Genomic DNA, 15923 nt, shown 5'->3' on the forward strand with positions numbered 1-15923 from the left:
AATAAGAGATAAAAAAAGAGTCTTTGAACCAGAAAGTTCAAAGACTCTTTTTTTATACTAGAATACCTTTTAAAAAACTCAGATCAAACTACTCTAAAAAAGCATGAAGAATAATTAAGCTTTTTGGAGCTGTAAATTCTCTTTATGTTTTTGCATTAGGGCAAAAGTAATTACCATTCCACTTAGCGCCATACCCAGACCAATTAAATTTGGAGAAGCATAACTGTATCCTGCAGACAAAGGCAAACCTCCTAAAAAGGCTCCCAAAGCATTTCCAATATTAAAGCTTCCCTGAAGTGCTGCCGAAGCAATCATCTCAGCACCCTTAGCCGTTTTGATCATTAGCATCTGAATTGGAGCGATCACCGAAAAAGAAATGGCTCCTGTTAAAAAGGTCAGAAATAAGGACACGTATTGATTGAAAGAGAAAAAATACACCAGAATTAAATCAATTGCCATCACAAAAAGCAAAGCCAATACGGTAGGTGCAGGAGAATATTTATCAGCCAGTTTCCCTCCGGCAAAATTTCCTACTACCATTCCTAAACCAGCCAGAATCAAAATGTACGATACATCCTCTGCTTCAAACTTAGAAACATTGGTCAGCAAAGGTGCGATATAACTAATCCAGGCAAAGAGACCGCCAAATCCAATGGCTGTAATTCCAATAATCAGCCAGGCTTCTGTTTTCTTAAAAAACAGCAATTGGGTTTTCATATTTACATTCCCGCTTTTTTCCAGATTGGGCATCCACAAAGAGATAAACAAAAAGGTGAGCAAACCTACCGCAGCAATTAAAACAAATGTATAACGCCAGATAAAATTATGTCCTATATAAGTACCAATAGGTACTCCAATTAAATTGGCTAAAGTTAAACCCGAAAACATAATCGCAATTGCCTGAGCTTCTTTGCCCTTATCAGCCAAACGGCTCGCGACTACCGCTCCAACTCCAAAAAAGGCACCGTGCGGTAGTCCGGAGAGAAATCTGGAAGCGAATAAAAAGTTATAGGTAGGCGCAATAATCGAAAGCGCATTAAAAACAGTTAGCATCAAAGCTAATATCAAAAGCATTTTTTTGGGTGCTAAATTTCTTCCCAGGATTACCAATAGCGGAGCACCAATGACAACACCCAGTGCATAAGCAGAAATTAAATATCCGGCAACCGGAATGGAGACTTTCATATCTGAGGCAATATCAGGCAACAAACCCATCATCACAAATTCGGTAATACCGATTGTTAAACCTCCTAACGAGAGTGCAATAAGACTTTTTTTCATTTGTTTAGATTAGAAACGGATAGTGTTTCTATGCTGCAAATTTAACACCGTTAACCCTAAAATAAGTTGTACATTTGTGACATAAACTTGTAAATTTAAGTTATGCCGAAATTTAATCAGTTTGAAAAGCTTGTGATTCATGAATTTGAAGATGATGTATTTCCTCATGTTCCGCACACCCACACCTATTATGAAATTATTTACATCAAGAAGGGAAACGGGATTCACCACCTCAACCACAACTTACTTCCTTATAAATCGGGAGATTTGTTTGTCATTTCTCCCGAAGACGAACATTATTTTGAGATTAAAAAAAGGACTCGTTTTGTGTACATCAAGTTTACTGACAATTATTTCGATTCCAACAAGAATCTTTTCTGCGACGATTTACTGCTCAATACACCCGAGGATTTTATGCGGAATAAATTATTAAAGGAGATCCTTTTAAAATTAGACGATCCCTGCAAGACCATTTTAAAAAATACCATCGAAAACATTACAGCCTACAATTGCAAAGCCGATGTTTCGAGTTCGCCTATAGTCTTTTATCAAATTCTTTCCATTTTTGGTTTGATTAAAGAAACCATCCGTTGCATGAACCTGCAATTGAAACCGGCCCCTATCGATAACGAACAAATTACAACTTACATCCATCAGAACATTTACCATCCAAAACTGGTTCAGATTAAGGTTATAGCCGATCATTTTAATATCGCCCAAACCTATTTCAGTGCCTATTTTAAAAGGACTTTTGCAATCAGCTATCGCGATTACATTCATAATCTGAGAACCACTTTAATCGAAAAACGAATTCACAACAATCAATTGCCCATTAAACAAATTGCCCACGAGTTTGGTTTTACTGATGAAAGCCACCTTTCCAATTATTTTAAGAAAAGGAAAAACATGAAACCTACCGATTATAAAAAACTGTAGTCATTGAAATCTTAAAAAAAACTTCACGGTAAAAAAAAATACCTAAATTTGTATTTCTAAATTATTTTCGTTGACAAGAAAAGTTCACATAGTATTCCTATTCTTAACCTTTGGCTTCTTACTGATGTCAAATGCAAGTTATGCCTGTGGAAAAACTACTAAAAAAACTACTTGTGAAAAGAAAGCCGTTTCTAAAAAAGAGGTATCGGATACTAGCGAAAAAAACTGCTGTAAAAAAGAGGACAGCTCCAAAAATGATTCGCACGGCTGTAGTCGAAAATGCGATCATTCCGGCTGCACAACTTCCGGACTTCAGTTCAGCATAATTGCAATGAATGAGTTTGAATTCAAACAAAATAGATTTAATTTCTCCGTTGAGAAAACCACTCCTTATTACAAAAACATCAGTATTTCTGATGGTTTTACTTCTATCTGGGCACCCCCAAAAATAAAATAATTGCATTTCTGACGGCCCTAATTGCGTTTTATAGCGAACGTTTTAGGACTTACAGAAAAATTACTCTCTGTGTCTCAATCCATTTTTGAGGCCCTAATATGCAATAACAATCTTAAATTATTTAACTTAGAGGAAATTTAATCCTCTACTAAAATCTTATAAAATGAAAAAATCAATTTCAACTATAGTAGTAGTAATCTTAGTAGCTTTCTCTGCTAATATTATCCTGGCCACTTCAATAAAAAGAGAAACAACAACAGTAGAAGTTACGGCTTCAAGTCAGTTACAAACGGTTTATGATGCTTATTTTACCGTGAAGGATGCCTTAATTAAAAGTGATGCCAAACTAACTTCGGCGAAAGCCAAAGATTTACTGACTGCCATTACAGCTGTAAAAATGGACCAATTGAAAGGTGACGAACACAACGCCTGGATGAAAGTCCTGAAAAAAATAACTGCTGATGCTAAGAATATTTCGGCTACAACAGATCTTAAAAAACAGCGCGAAACTTTCAAATCACTTTCAAAAAACACTTACGAACTTCTTAAAGTTTCAAAATCAGATCAGGCTGTATACAAACAATATTGTCCAATGGCTGATGCAGACTGGTTAAGCAAGGAAAAAGCAATCAAAAACCCTTATTACGGTTCGTCAATGCTAACGTGTGGAAATGTGGTAGAAACGATCAAGTAAATATGAAACTCTACATCAAAAACATGGTGTGTGGACGTTGTAAAATGGTTGTGAAGTCTGAGTTTGAAAAACTCGGACTTCACCCTATTGCTGTTGAATTAGGCGAAGTTGAACTACAGGACTCCATTTCTAAAAGTCAAAAAGAAATACTGCTTAAAAATTTACAAGCGCTGGGTTTTGATTTTATCGATGACAAAAAAAGTAAAACTGTTGAGAAAGTAAAAAACCTCATCGTGGATCTGGTGCATCATAAAAACAACGACCTTAAAGTTACTATGTCTGATTACTTAATCAAAAATCTCAATCAGGATTACAGCACACTAAGCAATTTATTCTCGGAACTTGAAAACACTACTATTGAAAAGTACTTTATCAGCCAAAAAATAGAAAAGGTAAAGGAGTTACTCATTTACAACGAATTGTCATTGAGTCAAATTGCAGATACGCTAAACTATAGCAACGTCGCGCATTTGAGCAATCAATTCAAGAAAATCACAGGCTTTACCCCTACCAGCTTTAAACAATTGAAGGATAAAAAACGCATTCAGATTGAGAATTTATAAGATTTTATTTCTCGCAAAGACGCAGAGGCGCTAAGTTTTTCTTATTTCAGAGAACCAGAAGTTTTACTATTGGTCCCAAAAGAAAAACGCTGCGACTTAACTTCTTTTTGAGATTATGAAAGCCTTTTAAGTATTTGCTATAAAAACCAGACTTCCCAAATCTTACAAATCATTCTCAAAATTGTACAACCCAAAGTAATTGTTACTTCGGAGATTTGCATTGTAATAATTAAACTATTGATACAATGACTCTTCACTATTTCATTTCAGGAATGTTGTGTGAGTACAAAATCTAAATCTTTAAAAAATTAGCATGAGACTACATACTATTATACTCGTCTTTTTAATAGCTTTTAGTGCAAAAGCGCAAAAAGTAGTTCGTTATGATTTACATGTTCGTGATACTATTGTGAACTTTTCCGGAAAAGAAAAACGAGCCCTTACTGTTAACGGACAAATTCCGATGCCAACGCTAACTTTTACAGAAGGTGATGTTGCGGAGATTTACGTCCATAACGATTTAAAAAAAGAGAACACCGCCCTGCACTGGCACGGATTGTTCCTTCCGAATAAGGAAGACGGCGTTCCCTATTTAACGCAAATGCCTATAAAACCGGGAACAACGCACAAATACAGCTTTCCTATTATTCAAAACGGAACGTATTGGTACCACAGTCATTCAGGATTGCAGGAACAAATTGGTTTGTACGGACTTTTTATCATCAACAAAAAGAAAGACGATACAACCATTAGAAAAGGAATCGACGATTTACCAACGGTCCCTGTTATTTTAAGTGAATGGACAGATTTGAAACCAGAAAATGTACAACGAATGCTGCACAATGCAAACGATTGGTTTGCCATAAAAAAAGGAACTACCCAAAGTTATGCAGAAGCTATTAAACAAGGACAGTTTTCAACAAAAATAACCAACGAATGGAAACGTATGAATGCCATGGACGTCAGTGACGTTTATTACGAAAAATTTCTAATTAACGGCAAAAACGAACAGCAGCTTTCGCAATTTAAAGCTGGCGACAAAGTCAGACTGAGAATTGCCAACGGTGGTGCCTCGAGTTATTTCTGGCTGACCTATGGAGGCGGAAAAATAACTGTTGTGGCCAGTGACGGAAACGATGTTGAGCCGGTAGAAGTCGATCGATTAATTATTGCAGTTTCTGAAACCTATGATGTTGTGGTTACCATTCCCGAAGACAAAAAATCTTTTGCTTTTCTGGCTACAGCCGAAGACCGAACCGGATCAGCTTCTTTATTTTTAGGCGAAGGAGCCAAACAGTCTGTTGCCCATCTTCCGAAATTAAAATATTTTGAAGGGATGAAAATGATGAATGACATGATGAAAATGAACGGTGAGATGAACGATATGGGTATGAAAATGTCTTTGAATAAGATGGATATGAATGCCGTTATGTATCCAGAAATTACCGGAGGAGGTGAAGCTGAAAAGATGGAAGATCATTCCAAGCACAATATGGAAGTCATGGACATGGCTGCCGATACAACGGAAGTTGCCGGAATTACGACACTCAATTACGGGATGCTGAAATCGCCAACCCCAACAACACTGCCCAAAGACGCTCCGGTAAAAGAGCTTCGCTTCGAGTTATCCGGAAACATGAACCGTTATGTATGGAGTTTAGACAACAAAGTGGTTTCTGAAACCGATAAGATCTTAATTAAAAAAGGAGAAAATGTTCGAGTTGTATTGTACAACGGATCGATGATGCGCCATCCCATGCACTTACACGGGCACGATTTCAGAATTCTGAATGAACATGGCGAGTATTCACCGCTAAAGAATGTGATTGACATTATGCCGATGGAGACCGACACGATCGAATTTCAGGCCAATGCCGACGGAGACTGGTTTTTTCATTGCCATATATTGTATCACATGATGGCTGGAATGGGTCGGGTTTTTACTTATGAAAATTCAGCACCGAATCCGTTAATACACGATCCTAAAATGGCTTATAAGATGTTAAAGATGGACGACCGCATGTTTCATTTTATGGCTGAAAATGATTTTGCCTCCAATGGAAACGACGGAGAAGCTATGTTTGGCAACACGCGCTGGAGCATTGGTACCGAATGGAGATTGGGTTACAACGACAAACACGGTTATGAAACGGAGACACATATTGGCCGCTACATTGGCAAAATGCAATGGTTTATGCCTTTTATTGGTTTTGACTGGCGCTACAGAAGAATGGGAATGGACGAACAGGAACAGAATTTATTTGGACAAAAAAACACCAAAGACAATCGTTCGGTTCTGAGTGCCGGTATCGAGTACACCTTACCTATGCTGGTAAAAGCACAGGTCGAAGTCTATACAGATGGAAATGTGCGAATACAGTTTGAACGAAAAGACATCCCTCTTTCCAGGCGTCTGCGCATGAATTTGATGTGGAATACAGATAAGGAATATATGGCAGGGTTAAAATATATCGCCGGAAGAAACTTTGGAATCACTACACATTATGACAGTGATATGGGAGTTGGTTTTGGAGTAAATCTGAACTATTAACTAAATTGTGTTTTTACTTTAATCTGTAACTAAAAAAACAATTTATTACAAAAACATTAACTAAACTGTAAGAGTTAACACAGGAAACTCTTTTTATATTTGAACCACTATCTTCAATTAGAAAACAAAATTACAAAACCTTAAATTAAACAAAAAATGAAAAAATTATTTACCGTTTTAGCTCTTGCTTTATTTACAATTGGTATTCAGGCGCAAGACACTAAGCCTGCTCCTAAAAAAGAAAAAGAGAAAAAAGAATCTTGCTGTAAAAAAACAGATACTGCGAAAAAAGACGATGCAAAAAAAGATAAAAAATCATGTTGCGTTAAAAAATAAACGAAACTTGTTTCAACAAAGAGGCTGTCCGAAAAGTACGGACAGCCTTGTTTTTATAAATAATTTAGATTGAATTATAATCCAAAAGCAGTTTATTTGGTCGGCAAAAATTATACGTCTTAATTCAACACTGATTTGACAGATTCGCTATCGCGAAGACACTGATAAAAACGGATTCAAAAATTAAAAAAACTTTTAAATGAGGAAAAAAATCTGTTTTATCCGCGTCGAACTAAAGTAGAGATTTTAAACAATAACATAATAAGAGGAAGTTCATACTTTTCGGACAGCCCCTTTTTATTTCTTAGCAGGACCCAACCAAAGGGAACGGAAGAAGCAATCGTCACAAACTAAATCAGATATTCAGCATTTGGCTTTAAATTTTATACTAATTCGGGACAAGAATGCCTGTTTTCACAAGCCTTAACAAAGTTCGAAACTTTATTAAAGGTTATTAATGTAAACTCCAGATACCTGAGCATTTAGCAAAAAATAGTCCGTGAAATCACTTCGCCCGTTCCCTTAGGCCGGATCCTGATGAAAAAACTATTTAATTCGAACACTCCACTCAAAATCCATTTCAGAAACCTGAGTACCACTCTCATCCGTTCCAATCGATTTCATCCAGAAGGTTTGCCCCTCACCTGTTTCGATTGTCCTTTTTATTGCATCGGCTATTAAGTGTCCGTCATTACAAACAAATGTTATTCTTCCTGTCGCCTTTTTGGTAAAGTTTCCTTTATTGTTTGCGACTAACATCGAAATCTTTTTTCCGCTTTGTTGAATCTGAGAGATCACTAGTGCTCCGGTAGTTAGTTCCGCTGCCATTGCCTGAACGGCAAAATACATCGAGTTAAAAGGATTTTGGTTGATCCATCGGTGTTTGACACTTACCACACATCTGTCTTTGTCGATTGCCTTTACACGCACACCACAAATGTAGGCCGATGGTAGTTTGAATAATACAAATTTATTAAGTTTAGAAACGGATAATGCCATGGTATTTATTTTTTTTATGTAAAAATACAAAAAAACTATGCGTGCACAATAAATTTAAAATACTTTCCTGGATTACCAATAAAATCAGGTATTCCGAATGGTTTTCAGTCCATTATAGTGATCTTTAAAATTTTAATCTTGTTAATATTTTGTTAATATTTGGTACTATGCAAAACAAGATACTGTCTTTTAGATATATATTTGCATAAGAAATTACTATATACTTTTAATCATGGAAACAACAACACCACTCATCATGGAAACAACCTCAGAAAAGAACACTGCAACGTTCACACATTTAAGCACATTAAGTCAGTACATCATTCCGTTTGGGAATTATATTTTCCCAATATTGATCTGGACGAGTTACAAAGACAAATCAGAATATGTAAATCATCACGGAAAGCAAGCTTTAAATTTTCAATTGAGCCTTTTGCTTTATACGTTAATTCTGGCTCTAATTGCAGTTCCGATTTTCATCACCGTTTTTTTACAGAATCTTCCAATGGAAGCTGTTTTTAACGACGAAGATTTCATCATCAGAAATTTTGACTTTAATGGAAACATTGCCTTAATAAGCATCGGAGCAACAGCAGTTTTACTTTTTGGAGTATTAAAATTTGTTGAATTCTTTTTAGTGATTTATGCTTCAATAAAAGCGTCAAACGGAGAATTATACAAGTATCCGTTAACGATTCCTTTTATAAAGTAAGAGGCTAAAAGTTAAAAGTTATAGTCGAAACTTTAATTGACCATCATCAGAAAAGTTTCGAAATCAATCATCAATCATCAATCACCCGAGCCGGAAGGGCAAACCGGCAACTCAATCATCAATCAATCATCATCAATCAAAAAACGAATTGTTCAATCTAAAAAAAACAAAATGAAATTATGAACATTGAAAACACAAAAGCACAGATGCGCAAAGGTGTTCTTGAGTTTTGCATCTTATCAGTACTAAAAGAAAAAGACGCATATACCTCAGAAATACTAGACACTTTAAAAAACGCAAAATTACTAGTTGTTGAGGGAACAGTTTATCCACTTTTGACTAGGCTGAAAAACGACGGTTTGCTTAATTATCGATGGGAAGAATCTACATCAGGACCACCAAGAAAATATTATGGATTAACCGAAATAGGACAAACATTTTTAAACGAACTTAGCGGTACCTGGACAGAATTGTCTGACGCCGTAAAACTAATCACCAATCAAAATCAATAAGTCATGAACAAAACAGTAAATATTAACTTAGGCGGTATGGTTTTTCACATCGATGAAGACGCATATTTAAAACTGACACGCTATTTTGACGCTATAAAACGATCTCTTACCAACTCTTCCGGACAGGATGAAATTATTAAAGATATCGAAATGCGTATTTCTGAATTATTAATTGAGAAACAAAAAAGCGACAAACATGTTGTAGGACTGAAAGACGTTGATGAGGTGATTACCGTTATGGGACAACCTGAAGATTATATCCTTGAAGACGAAGAAAAAACAAACCAGTCTTTTAGCGACTACGGAGCAAGAAAACACAAAAAATTATACCGTGACAAAGAAAAAGGTATGATTGGTGGTGTAGCAACCGGTTTAGGACACTATTTTGGAATTGATGCCGTTTGGATCAAGATCATTTTCTTAATATTTGTTTTCGCAGGTTTTGGAACAGGAATCTTAGCTTACTTTGTTCTTTGGATTGTAACTCCGGAAGCGATTACTACCTCAGAAAAACTAGAAATGACAGGCGAACCGGTAACTATTTCGAACATCGAAAAAAAAGTTCGCGAAGAAATTGAAAACTTATCTGATAAATTCAAAAATGCAGATTATGACGCGATGGGAAACCAGGTAAAGTCGGGAGCTGAGAGAATAAGTAGTTCATTTGGAGACTTTGTCATGACGGTTTTTAAAATATTCGCTAAATTCTTAGGAGTGATTTTAATTATGTCAGGAATCAGTGTTTTAATCATGTTACTGATTGGTGTTTTCACTTTAGGAACCAACGTTTTTGTTGATTTTCCATGGCAAAATTTTGTAGATGCCGGAAACTTCACTGATTATCCGCTTTGGTCATTTGGTTTATTAATGTTCTTTGCTGTTGGAATTCCATTTTTCTTCCTGACACTTTTAGGTTTCAAATTGTTATCGCCAAACCTAAAGTCTATTGGAAATATTACTAAATATACTTTGTTAGCGATTTGGATTATTGCAGTTGCTATCGCAATCAGCATTGGAATCAAACAGGCAACTGAGCTTTCTTATGACAATAAAATGGTAGAGAAGAAAGCAATCAACATTACAGCAAAAGACACGCTTTATGTAAAATTCAGATACAACGATTATTATGCAAAAGACCTGAACCACCATAGTGATTTTGAATTTGTACAGGACTCAGCCAATAATCAGTTAATCTATTCCAACGATGTTCGCTTGCATGTTTTACATACAGATGAGGCTGCACCTTACATTCAAATTGAAAAAACAGCCAGAGGCAACTCGTTTATCAATGCCAAACAAAGAGCAGAAAAGATCAATTACAAATTTCAGATTAACGGAAATCGCTTAATTTTAGATAATTATTTTCTGACAGATGTAAAAAACAAATTCAGAGGACAGGAAGTGGATGTATACCTGTACTTACCTGAAGGACAGCTATTCAAACCAGATGCATCTGTACAAGATTATGACGATTCTGAGAATGATTTTTTCAACTTACATTTTAGCGGTAACTACAGCTATAAAGTAGAAGGGTCTAAAATCAAATGCCTTGACTGTCCAGCAGATGAAAATGATTACGAGAATGACTACGAAAATAACTATGAAAATGACAGTGAAGAAAACAACATTGAAAACGACACCGTAAACGAAGTTTCCATTAAAGTAAATGGAAAAGAAATTTTAAACGGAAAAAAAACCAAAGGAAAATTAACCACTGATAAAAACGGAGTTATAATCAAAATCAACTAGGCCATGATAAAAATAATCATTCATATTACAAAATTCATTATTGCAGCAGTTACTGCATTATTGTTTGCCTCTTGTAACTTTAATGTGAATACTATTAAAGGAAGCGGAAATGTTACTACTGAAAAAAGAATTGTTCAGGGCAATTTTACAAAAGTATCAGTTAGTAATGCAATCGATCTGATTATTATCCAATCTGATTCTACAGAAATTGTTGTTGAGGCAGATGATAACATTCAACAGGAAATCACAACAAAAGTAGAGAATGGAACTTTATATGTTAAATGTAAACAAGGCTCTTTTCGTGATATTACCAAGAAAAAAGTAACCGTAAGAATGCCTGTAATTGACAAATTAGAGTCTTCAAGTGCTGCCACTATTATGAGCAAAGGTCTGATTCAGGGTCAGGATATTAATCTAGAAGCCTCAAGTGCTTCAACATTAGATGTAAATATCGAATCGGATAACATTACTTGCGATTCAGACAGCGGAAGCTCTATTGGACTGGAAGGAAAAGCATTAAAAATGCAGGTCTCAGCTTCAAGCGGCGGTAGCATCAATGCTCATAAATTATTCGCAAATGATATTCATGCTGAAGCCTCGAGCGGAGGAAGTATAAATGTTCACCCAATTGTAAACCTGAAAGCTTCAGCTAGCAGCGGCGGATCTATCAATTATGACATCACTCCAAAAACAATTGAAAAAACTTCAAGTTCAGGAGGAACGATTAGTAGGTAATAAACCTTATTTATCTGTTAAATATAAAAAAATCATTCATCGAAAGTGGATGATTTTTTTATATTTGTCAAAATCAAATCTTAGAATTAATGAAAAAAAATACAGCCTTACTCCTATTATTATTGATTACTACTTTAACTTTTGCTCAACGAAGGGAAAAAATAAAAGGTTCTAAAATTGTAACTACCTCCGTAAAAGAAGTTGGTGCATTTGATGGCATTGAAGCTGATGACAATTTAGAAGTATACCTGGAACGAGGTGAGAAAAACGAAATTAGAATCGAAGCCGATGACAACCTGCACGAGATCATTGGAATGGATTTAAGAGAAAAAGTGCTTCGCCTGTACACCACCAAAGAGAGTACTATTTTCAAAAAACTGGTTGTTCACGTTATCTATACAAGTTCATTAAAAACGGCAATCGCTAAAAATGAGGCTGTAATTTATGCGATTCAGGAGCTTCAGTTAGATGATATCACTTTCCACAGCTTTGATTACGCCAAATTATTACTAAACGTAAACTCTAAAAAATTCAGTTTGTTTGCAGATGATAAATCTAAAACTGAACTGAACTTAAAAGCCGAAGATGCTGCTTTACAGCTAAGCAAAAATTCTTCGATTAAAACATTAGTTTCTGCTATAAAATTTAAATGTGATTTATACCAAAAAACAACGGCCGCTATTGAAGGTATTGCCGAAAAAGCAACTATCCGTTTAGACAATAACTCTGTTTTTACAGGAATTAAATTTACTTTAAAAGAAGCCAATATTACCACCGAAGGTTCTTCTGTTGCAACTATATTAGCTGAAAACACGCTGGCAATTGCAGCCGGAGACAAATCAGAAATCTCTTTATTTGGTAACCCAAAGATCGAACTGACCCGTTTTAGCGAGGAAGCCAAACTGATAAAGAAACCAAGTCCGGTAAAAGCTAAAGCAGCTACGCCATTGCAGGGGTAGATTATAGATTATAGATTATCTCCATAAAAAAATCCATTCGCTACACGAATGGATTTTTTTATGGAGAACCTTTGTTCCTTTGTTCCTTTGTTCCTTTGCATCTAAAACTTAGAACCTCAGAACCTCAGCCCCTTAGAACCTTTACTCCTTAGCAGCAAGATATCTCTCTGCATCCAGAGCAGCCATACATCCGGTACCCGCAGCAGTAATTGCCTGACGGTATACATGATCTGCAGCATCTCCGGCTACGAAAACACCTTCTACATTTGTTTTAGAAGTTCCCGGAACATTTACGATATAGCCGGTTTCATCAAGTGTGATGTAATCTGCAAAAATATCTGTATTTGGTTTATGACCAATAGCAACGAAAAATCCGGTTGCTGGAATGTCAAAAATTTCGCCAGTAGTTTTGTTTTTTGCTTTTATAGCATGTACAACGCTATCGTCTCCTAAAACTTCAACAGTATCGTGATTCATTAAAATCTCGATGTTTTCGGTTTTGCGAACGCGCTCTTCCATGATTTTTGAAGCTCTGAATTTTTCACTTCTTACCAACATCGTTACTTTTTTACAAAGTTTAGACAAGTAATGTGCTTCCTCACAAGCCGAATCTCCTGCCCCAACAATAACAACTTCCTGATTACGGTAGAAAAACCCGTCACAAACAGCACAAGCCGAAACTCCGCCTCCCATTTGCAAATAATGCTGCTCTGATGGCAAGCCTAAATATTTAGCCGAAGCTCCTGTAGAAATAATAACGGTTTCACAGTGTAACTCGATTGTATCGTTAATCCAAACTTTATGAATATCTCCTGAAAAATCAACTTTAGTAGCCCATCCATCACGAATATCAGAACCAAAACGTTTTGCTTGTTCTTGTAATTGAATCATCATCTCCGGTCCTGTAACACCATCAACATAACCCGGAAAATTTTCTACTTCATTTGTAGTAGTCAATTGACCACCTGGTTGCATTCCCTGATATAAAACTGGATTCATATTTGCTCTGGCAGCATAAATAGCAGCAGTGTAACCCGCTGGGCCGGAACCAATAATTAGGCATTTAATTTTTTCGATTGTATCTGACATAATATGATTGTATTATTAATTAATGGTCACAAAAATAAGTTTTTATTGTCGGAAATAAGAATTCATTTAATTAGTTTTAACTATTCTCAAATAGAGAATTTAATACTGTAAAGAATTTAAAAATCTTTTCTCTCTTTCTCTTTATAATTAATCGATAAGATCATTTAAACTTCACTCAGAACAACAGACCAATTTCTGTTTAAAATTCCTGTTATTTCAGCGCTTTTACCCCCTTGAGACCTCCTCTACAACCAAAAGAACCCGCCACTTTTAAAATCTGAATTTGATTTTTAGTTATATTTGACATGACTACTGATCGATTGTTCGAAAACAAAACACTAGATATCAATATGAAAACAAAGGGTTATTTTTTGTACTTCGTATGGTGTATGATCCAGATTGTATCTGGACAGTCCTCACAATCAGACAAAATTCGCTTTTTAGATTTCACTCCTGTCATTGACGGAAAACTGGATCGTAAACTGATACATTTTGAGCAAAAGGAATTTAATCATTTCTTTCCGTTCGACAATCCGGCTGCGAGTCGTGCTAAGATCACTTACCTAATAGCCTATACTCCAACGCATCTCTATTTGTATATTGAGACTCCAGCTGATAGTATTACCTATCGGGACAGAGGATTTATTAATGGTGACGGATTCAAATTACTGCTTGCAAAACCCCAAAAGAACTCCCTCACTGACGAATACTATGATATTGCATTTTCGCCTTCAAAGGACAAAAAATACTGGGCAAGAAAAAGAATCTGGGACTACAATAGAAATCAAAGCCATGGAAAAAAGCTAAGTACCGAAACCCGTTTTGAGGAAATAGTTTATAATGGGAAGTGCGGTTTTGAAGTTTTATTAGCCTGGAAAGATGTCGATCCCTATCATCCCTGGTTTTCAGAGCAATTGGGATACAACCTCTATTTTGCGAAAGCAATTGCAAACGATGCTGCTACTGGTTATTCGGTTGTTAAAGATGAGGGAATTTGGGATGAGGAAATTCCGAAAAGAAACTTCATTCCATTCGTTTTTGAAAAACCAAAAAGGATCAATAAATCCGTTTTGATTGCTAAGCTCACCAGAAGAAACATCCGTGTTCATGATTCTTTGCCCGTAGATTTGATGACGCTATCAAAAACAACTGAAATTCGGCCAGTTCAAATCACTATTCGAAACGATTCTTCAAAAATAATTCTGGATACAAAAATCGACTGTAGTCTTAAAAACAAAACACAGCACAAACTTACTTCCCTTAAATACAGTATTTTAAAAGCAGGTCTTTATCATTTTTTTAGCCGCTCAGGCAACGATACCATCGGACAATATGATTTCGTTGTTTTTCCTAAATTTGATTTTGACAGCATCCGTTCGCAAATTATACAAAATCAATATCGCTTAGAGTACGGAACCGTAAATACCTTATTATTCAAAGCAAATGAGGTTGAGAAGCAGCTGCACCAATTAAAACCTTATGAAACCGGAAAGAAAATATTGGACAAATACTTCCTTTTTGAGGCAGAATTACATTCTTTTTTAAAAGGAAACGATCCCTATAAAGGAATTACAAAGCCTTACAGAAGGGCATTTAAATCAAAATACGATAACAGCTTCCAACCTTATACCATAAAGCTGCCCCAAGACTACTCCCCCACAAAAAAATACCCTCTTCTGGTATTTCTCCATGGCAGTGGGCAGGACGAACAAGGAGTGCTGAATCAGGCCAGAAGCGGTGGTGATTTTATTGAAGTTGCTCCGTTTGCCAGAGACATGTACAACTGTTACGATTCCGACAGCTCACAAAAAGATATTATGGAAGCCATAGAAGATGTAATGGATCATTTTCCAGTCGACAAAAGTAAAATGGTTATCGCAGGATTTTCTATGGGTGGTTACGGTGCCTTGCGAACCTATTATCAGCACCCTGAGCTTTACAAAGGGGTGGCTGTATTTGCAGGCCATCCGGATTTGGCAAATGAGTGGCTGGGTTCCGGACATCCGAGTTTTTTAGAAGACCAATTTCTTGCTCCTTTTTCAAAAATCCCTGTCTTTGTTTACCATGGAAGAAAAGACGGTGCTCTACCGGTTGCCAAAGCAGAAGAATTAATACGTAAACTTAAATCGAATGGAATTGTTGTAACCGAAAGAATAATGGATGGCAAAACCCACGAATACCCTGATGACGAAACAAATAAAATTTATTTTGAGTGGTTGACCAAAATCACCGAAAAATAAACATCCTGATTTAAATAACACCCAAAAAAACATATCCCCCGGTACATATTTTAAGATTCTTATCGAATAACAATCATTCAACCTAAACAAAGTCCAAAAAAACAATCCTA

The 15923-nt window shown here is 36.0% G+C and carries 15 protein-coding genes; 12 read left to right on the plus strand and 3 right to left on the minus strand.

Going from position 1 to position 15923, the window contains the following annotated elements; genetic code table 11:
- Positions 1–114: 114 nt before the first annotated feature.
- Complete coding sequence (locus tag OGZ34_RS00805; protein WP_263361866.1) at positions 115–1281, minus strand: MFS transporter; 1167 nt, start codon at positions 1279–1281, stop codon at positions 115–117.
- A gap of 102 nt (positions 1282–1383) precedes the next feature.
- Here OGZ34_RS00805 and OGZ34_RS00810 point away from each other — a divergent pair, with 102 nt between their 5' ends.
- The 6 genes from OGZ34_RS00810 to OGZ34_RS00835 all read left to right on the plus strand — a co-directional run bounded on the left by OGZ34_RS00810 (position 1384) and on the right by OGZ34_RS00835 (position 6818).
- Positions 1384–2217, plus strand: coding sequence for an AraC family transcriptional regulator (locus OGZ34_RS00810; protein WP_263361867.1), 834 nt, complete (start codon positions 1384–1386; stop codon positions 2215–2217).
- 70 nt (positions 2218–2287) lie between these two features.
- Positions 2288–2674: a hypothetical protein gene (locus OGZ34_RS00815; protein ID WP_263361868.1), complete on the plus strand. Its 387-nt coding sequence runs from the start codon at positions 2288–2290 to the stop codon at positions 2672–2674.
- 163 nt (positions 2675–2837) lie between these two features.
- Positions 2838–3368 (plus strand): DUF3347 domain-containing protein, encoded by a 531-nt coding sequence (locus OGZ34_RS00820; protein ID WP_263361869.1) that lies wholly within the window; start codon positions 2838–2840, stop codon positions 3366–3368.
- A gap of 2 nt (positions 3369–3370) precedes the next feature.
- Positions 3371–3931, plus strand: coding sequence for a helix-turn-helix domain-containing protein (locus OGZ34_RS00825; protein ID WP_263361870.1), 561 nt, complete (start codon positions 3371–3373; stop codon positions 3929–3931).
- 313 nt (positions 3932–4244) lie between these two features.
- The gene (locus OGZ34_RS00830) at positions 4245–6482 is read left to right on the plus strand and encodes a multicopper oxidase family protein (protein WP_263361871.1); all 2238 of its coding nucleotides are present in this window, start codon (positions 4245–4247) and stop codon (positions 6480–6482) included.
- Between the two features lie 156 nt (positions 6483–6638).
- Positions 6639–6818, plus strand: a complete 180-nt coding sequence (locus tag OGZ34_RS00835; protein ID WP_263361872.1) for a hypothetical protein — start codon at positions 6639–6641, stop codon at positions 6816–6818.
- A gap of 546 nt (positions 6819–7364) precedes the next feature.
- Here the strand turns inward: OGZ34_RS00835 and OGZ34_RS00840 are convergent.
- Positions 7365–7817, minus strand: coding sequence for a DUF4442 domain-containing protein (locus OGZ34_RS00840; RefSeq protein ID WP_263361873.1), 453 nt, complete (start codon positions 7815–7817; stop codon positions 7365–7367).
- A gap of 232 nt (positions 7818–8049) precedes the next feature.
- Between OGZ34_RS00840 and OGZ34_RS00845 the strand changes: the two genes are divergently transcribed.
- The 5 genes from OGZ34_RS00845 (at position 8050) to OGZ34_RS00865 (ending at position 12484) form a co-directional block, all read left to right on the plus strand.
- Positions 8050–8529, plus strand: coding sequence for a DUF4870 domain-containing protein (locus tag OGZ34_RS00845; protein ID WP_263361874.1), 480 nt, complete (start codon positions 8050–8052; stop codon positions 8527–8529).
- A gap of 179 nt (positions 8530–8708) precedes the next feature.
- Positions 8709–9041 (plus strand): PadR family transcriptional regulator, encoded by a 333-nt coding sequence (locus OGZ34_RS00850; RefSeq protein WP_017498072.1) that lies wholly within the window; start codon positions 8709–8711, stop codon positions 9039–9041.
- 3 nt (positions 9042–9044) lie between these two features.
- Positions 9045–10790 (plus strand): PspC domain-containing protein, encoded by a 1746-nt coding sequence (locus tag OGZ34_RS00855; RefSeq protein WP_173965223.1) that lies wholly within the window; start codon positions 9045–9047, stop codon positions 10788–10790.
- A gap of 3 nt (positions 10791–10793) precedes the next feature.
- The gene (locus OGZ34_RS00860) at positions 10794–11525 is read left to right on the plus strand and encodes a head GIN domain-containing protein (protein WP_263361875.1); all 732 of its coding nucleotides are present in this window, start codon (positions 10794–10796) and stop codon (positions 11523–11525) included.
- Positions 11526–11614: 89 nt separating this feature from the next.
- A complete protein-coding gene (locus tag OGZ34_RS00865) occupies positions 11615–12484 on the plus strand; it encodes a DUF2807 domain-containing protein (protein WP_263361876.1) in 870 nt (289 codons plus the stop codon).
- A gap of 141 nt (positions 12485–12625) precedes the next feature.
- Here the strand turns inward: OGZ34_RS00865 and trxB are convergent, their stop codons facing one another.
- A complete protein-coding gene (gene trxB / locus OGZ34_RS00870) occupies positions 12626–13573 on the minus strand; it encodes a thioredoxin-disulfide reductase (RefSeq protein ID WP_173964361.1) in 948 nt (315 codons plus the stop codon).
- 350 nt (positions 13574–13923) lie between these two features.
- Here trxB and OGZ34_RS00875 point away from each other — a divergent pair, with 350 nt between their 5' ends.
- A complete protein-coding gene (locus OGZ34_RS00875; RefSeq protein ID WP_263361877.1) occupies positions 13924–15813 on the plus strand; it encodes a carboxylesterase family protein in 1890 nt (629 codons plus the stop codon).
- Positions 15814–15923 lie beyond the last annotated feature (110 nt).

The sequence above is a fragment of the Flavobacterium collinsii genome (assembly GCF_946903285.1).
Classification (GTDB): Bacteria; Bacteroidota; Bacteroidia; order Flavobacteriales; family Flavobacteriaceae; genus Flavobacterium; species Flavobacterium collinsii.

What these genes read in the sequence shown, in the direction of transcription:
- OGZ34_RS00805 (WP_263361866.1), bottom strand. Translation starts at nt 1,281, where the DNA reads ATGAAAAAAAGTCTTATTGCACTCTCGTTAGGAGGTTTAACAATCGGT.
- OGZ34_RS00810 (WP_263361867.1), top strand. Translation starts at nt 1,384, where the DNA reads ATGCCGAAATTTAATCAGTTTGAAAAGCTTGTGATTCATGAATTTGAA.
- OGZ34_RS00820 (WP_263361869.1), top strand. Translation starts at nt 2,838, where the DNA reads ATGAAAAAATCAATTTCAACTATAGTAGTAGTAATCTTAGTAGCTTTC.
- OGZ34_RS00825 (WP_263361870.1), top strand. Translation starts at nt 3,371, where the DNA reads ATGAAACTCTACATCAAAAACATGGTGTGTGGACGTTGTAAAATGGTT.
- OGZ34_RS00830 (WP_263361871.1), top strand. Translation starts at nt 4,245, where the DNA reads ATGAGACTACATACTATTATACTCGTCTTTTTAATAGCTTTTAGTGCA.
- OGZ34_RS00835 (WP_263361872.1), top strand. Translation starts at nt 6,639, where the DNA reads ATGAAAAAATTATTTACCGTTTTAGCTCTTGCTTTATTTACAATTGGT.
- OGZ34_RS00840 (WP_263361873.1), bottom strand. Translation starts at nt 7,817, where the DNA reads ATGGCATTATCCGTTTCTAAACTTAATAAATTTGTATTATTCAAACTA.
- OGZ34_RS00845 (WP_263361874.1), top strand. Translation starts at nt 8,050, where the DNA reads ATGGAAACAACAACACCACTCATCATGGAAACAACCTCAGAAAAGAAC.
- OGZ34_RS00850 (WP_017498072.1), top strand. Translation starts at nt 8,709, where the DNA reads ATGAACATTGAAAACACAAAAGCACAGATGCGCAAAGGTGTTCTTGAG.
- OGZ34_RS00855 (WP_173965223.1), top strand. Translation starts at nt 9,045, where the DNA reads ATGAACAAAACAGTAAATATTAACTTAGGCGGTATGGTTTTTCACATC.
- OGZ34_RS00860 (WP_263361875.1), top strand. Translation starts at nt 10,794, where the DNA reads ATGATAAAAATAATCATTCATATTACAAAATTCATTATTGCAGCAGTT.
- OGZ34_RS00865 (WP_263361876.1), top strand. Translation starts at nt 11,615, where the DNA reads ATGAAAAAAAATACAGCCTTACTCCTATTATTATTGATTACTACTTTA.
- trxB (WP_173964361.1), bottom strand. Translation starts at nt 13,573, where the DNA reads ATGTCAGATACAATCGAAAAAATTAAATGCCTAATTATTGGTTCCGGC.
- OGZ34_RS00875 (WP_263361877.1), top strand. Translation starts at nt 13,924, where the DNA reads ATGAAAACAAAGGGTTATTTTTTGTACTTCGTATGGTGTATGATCCAG.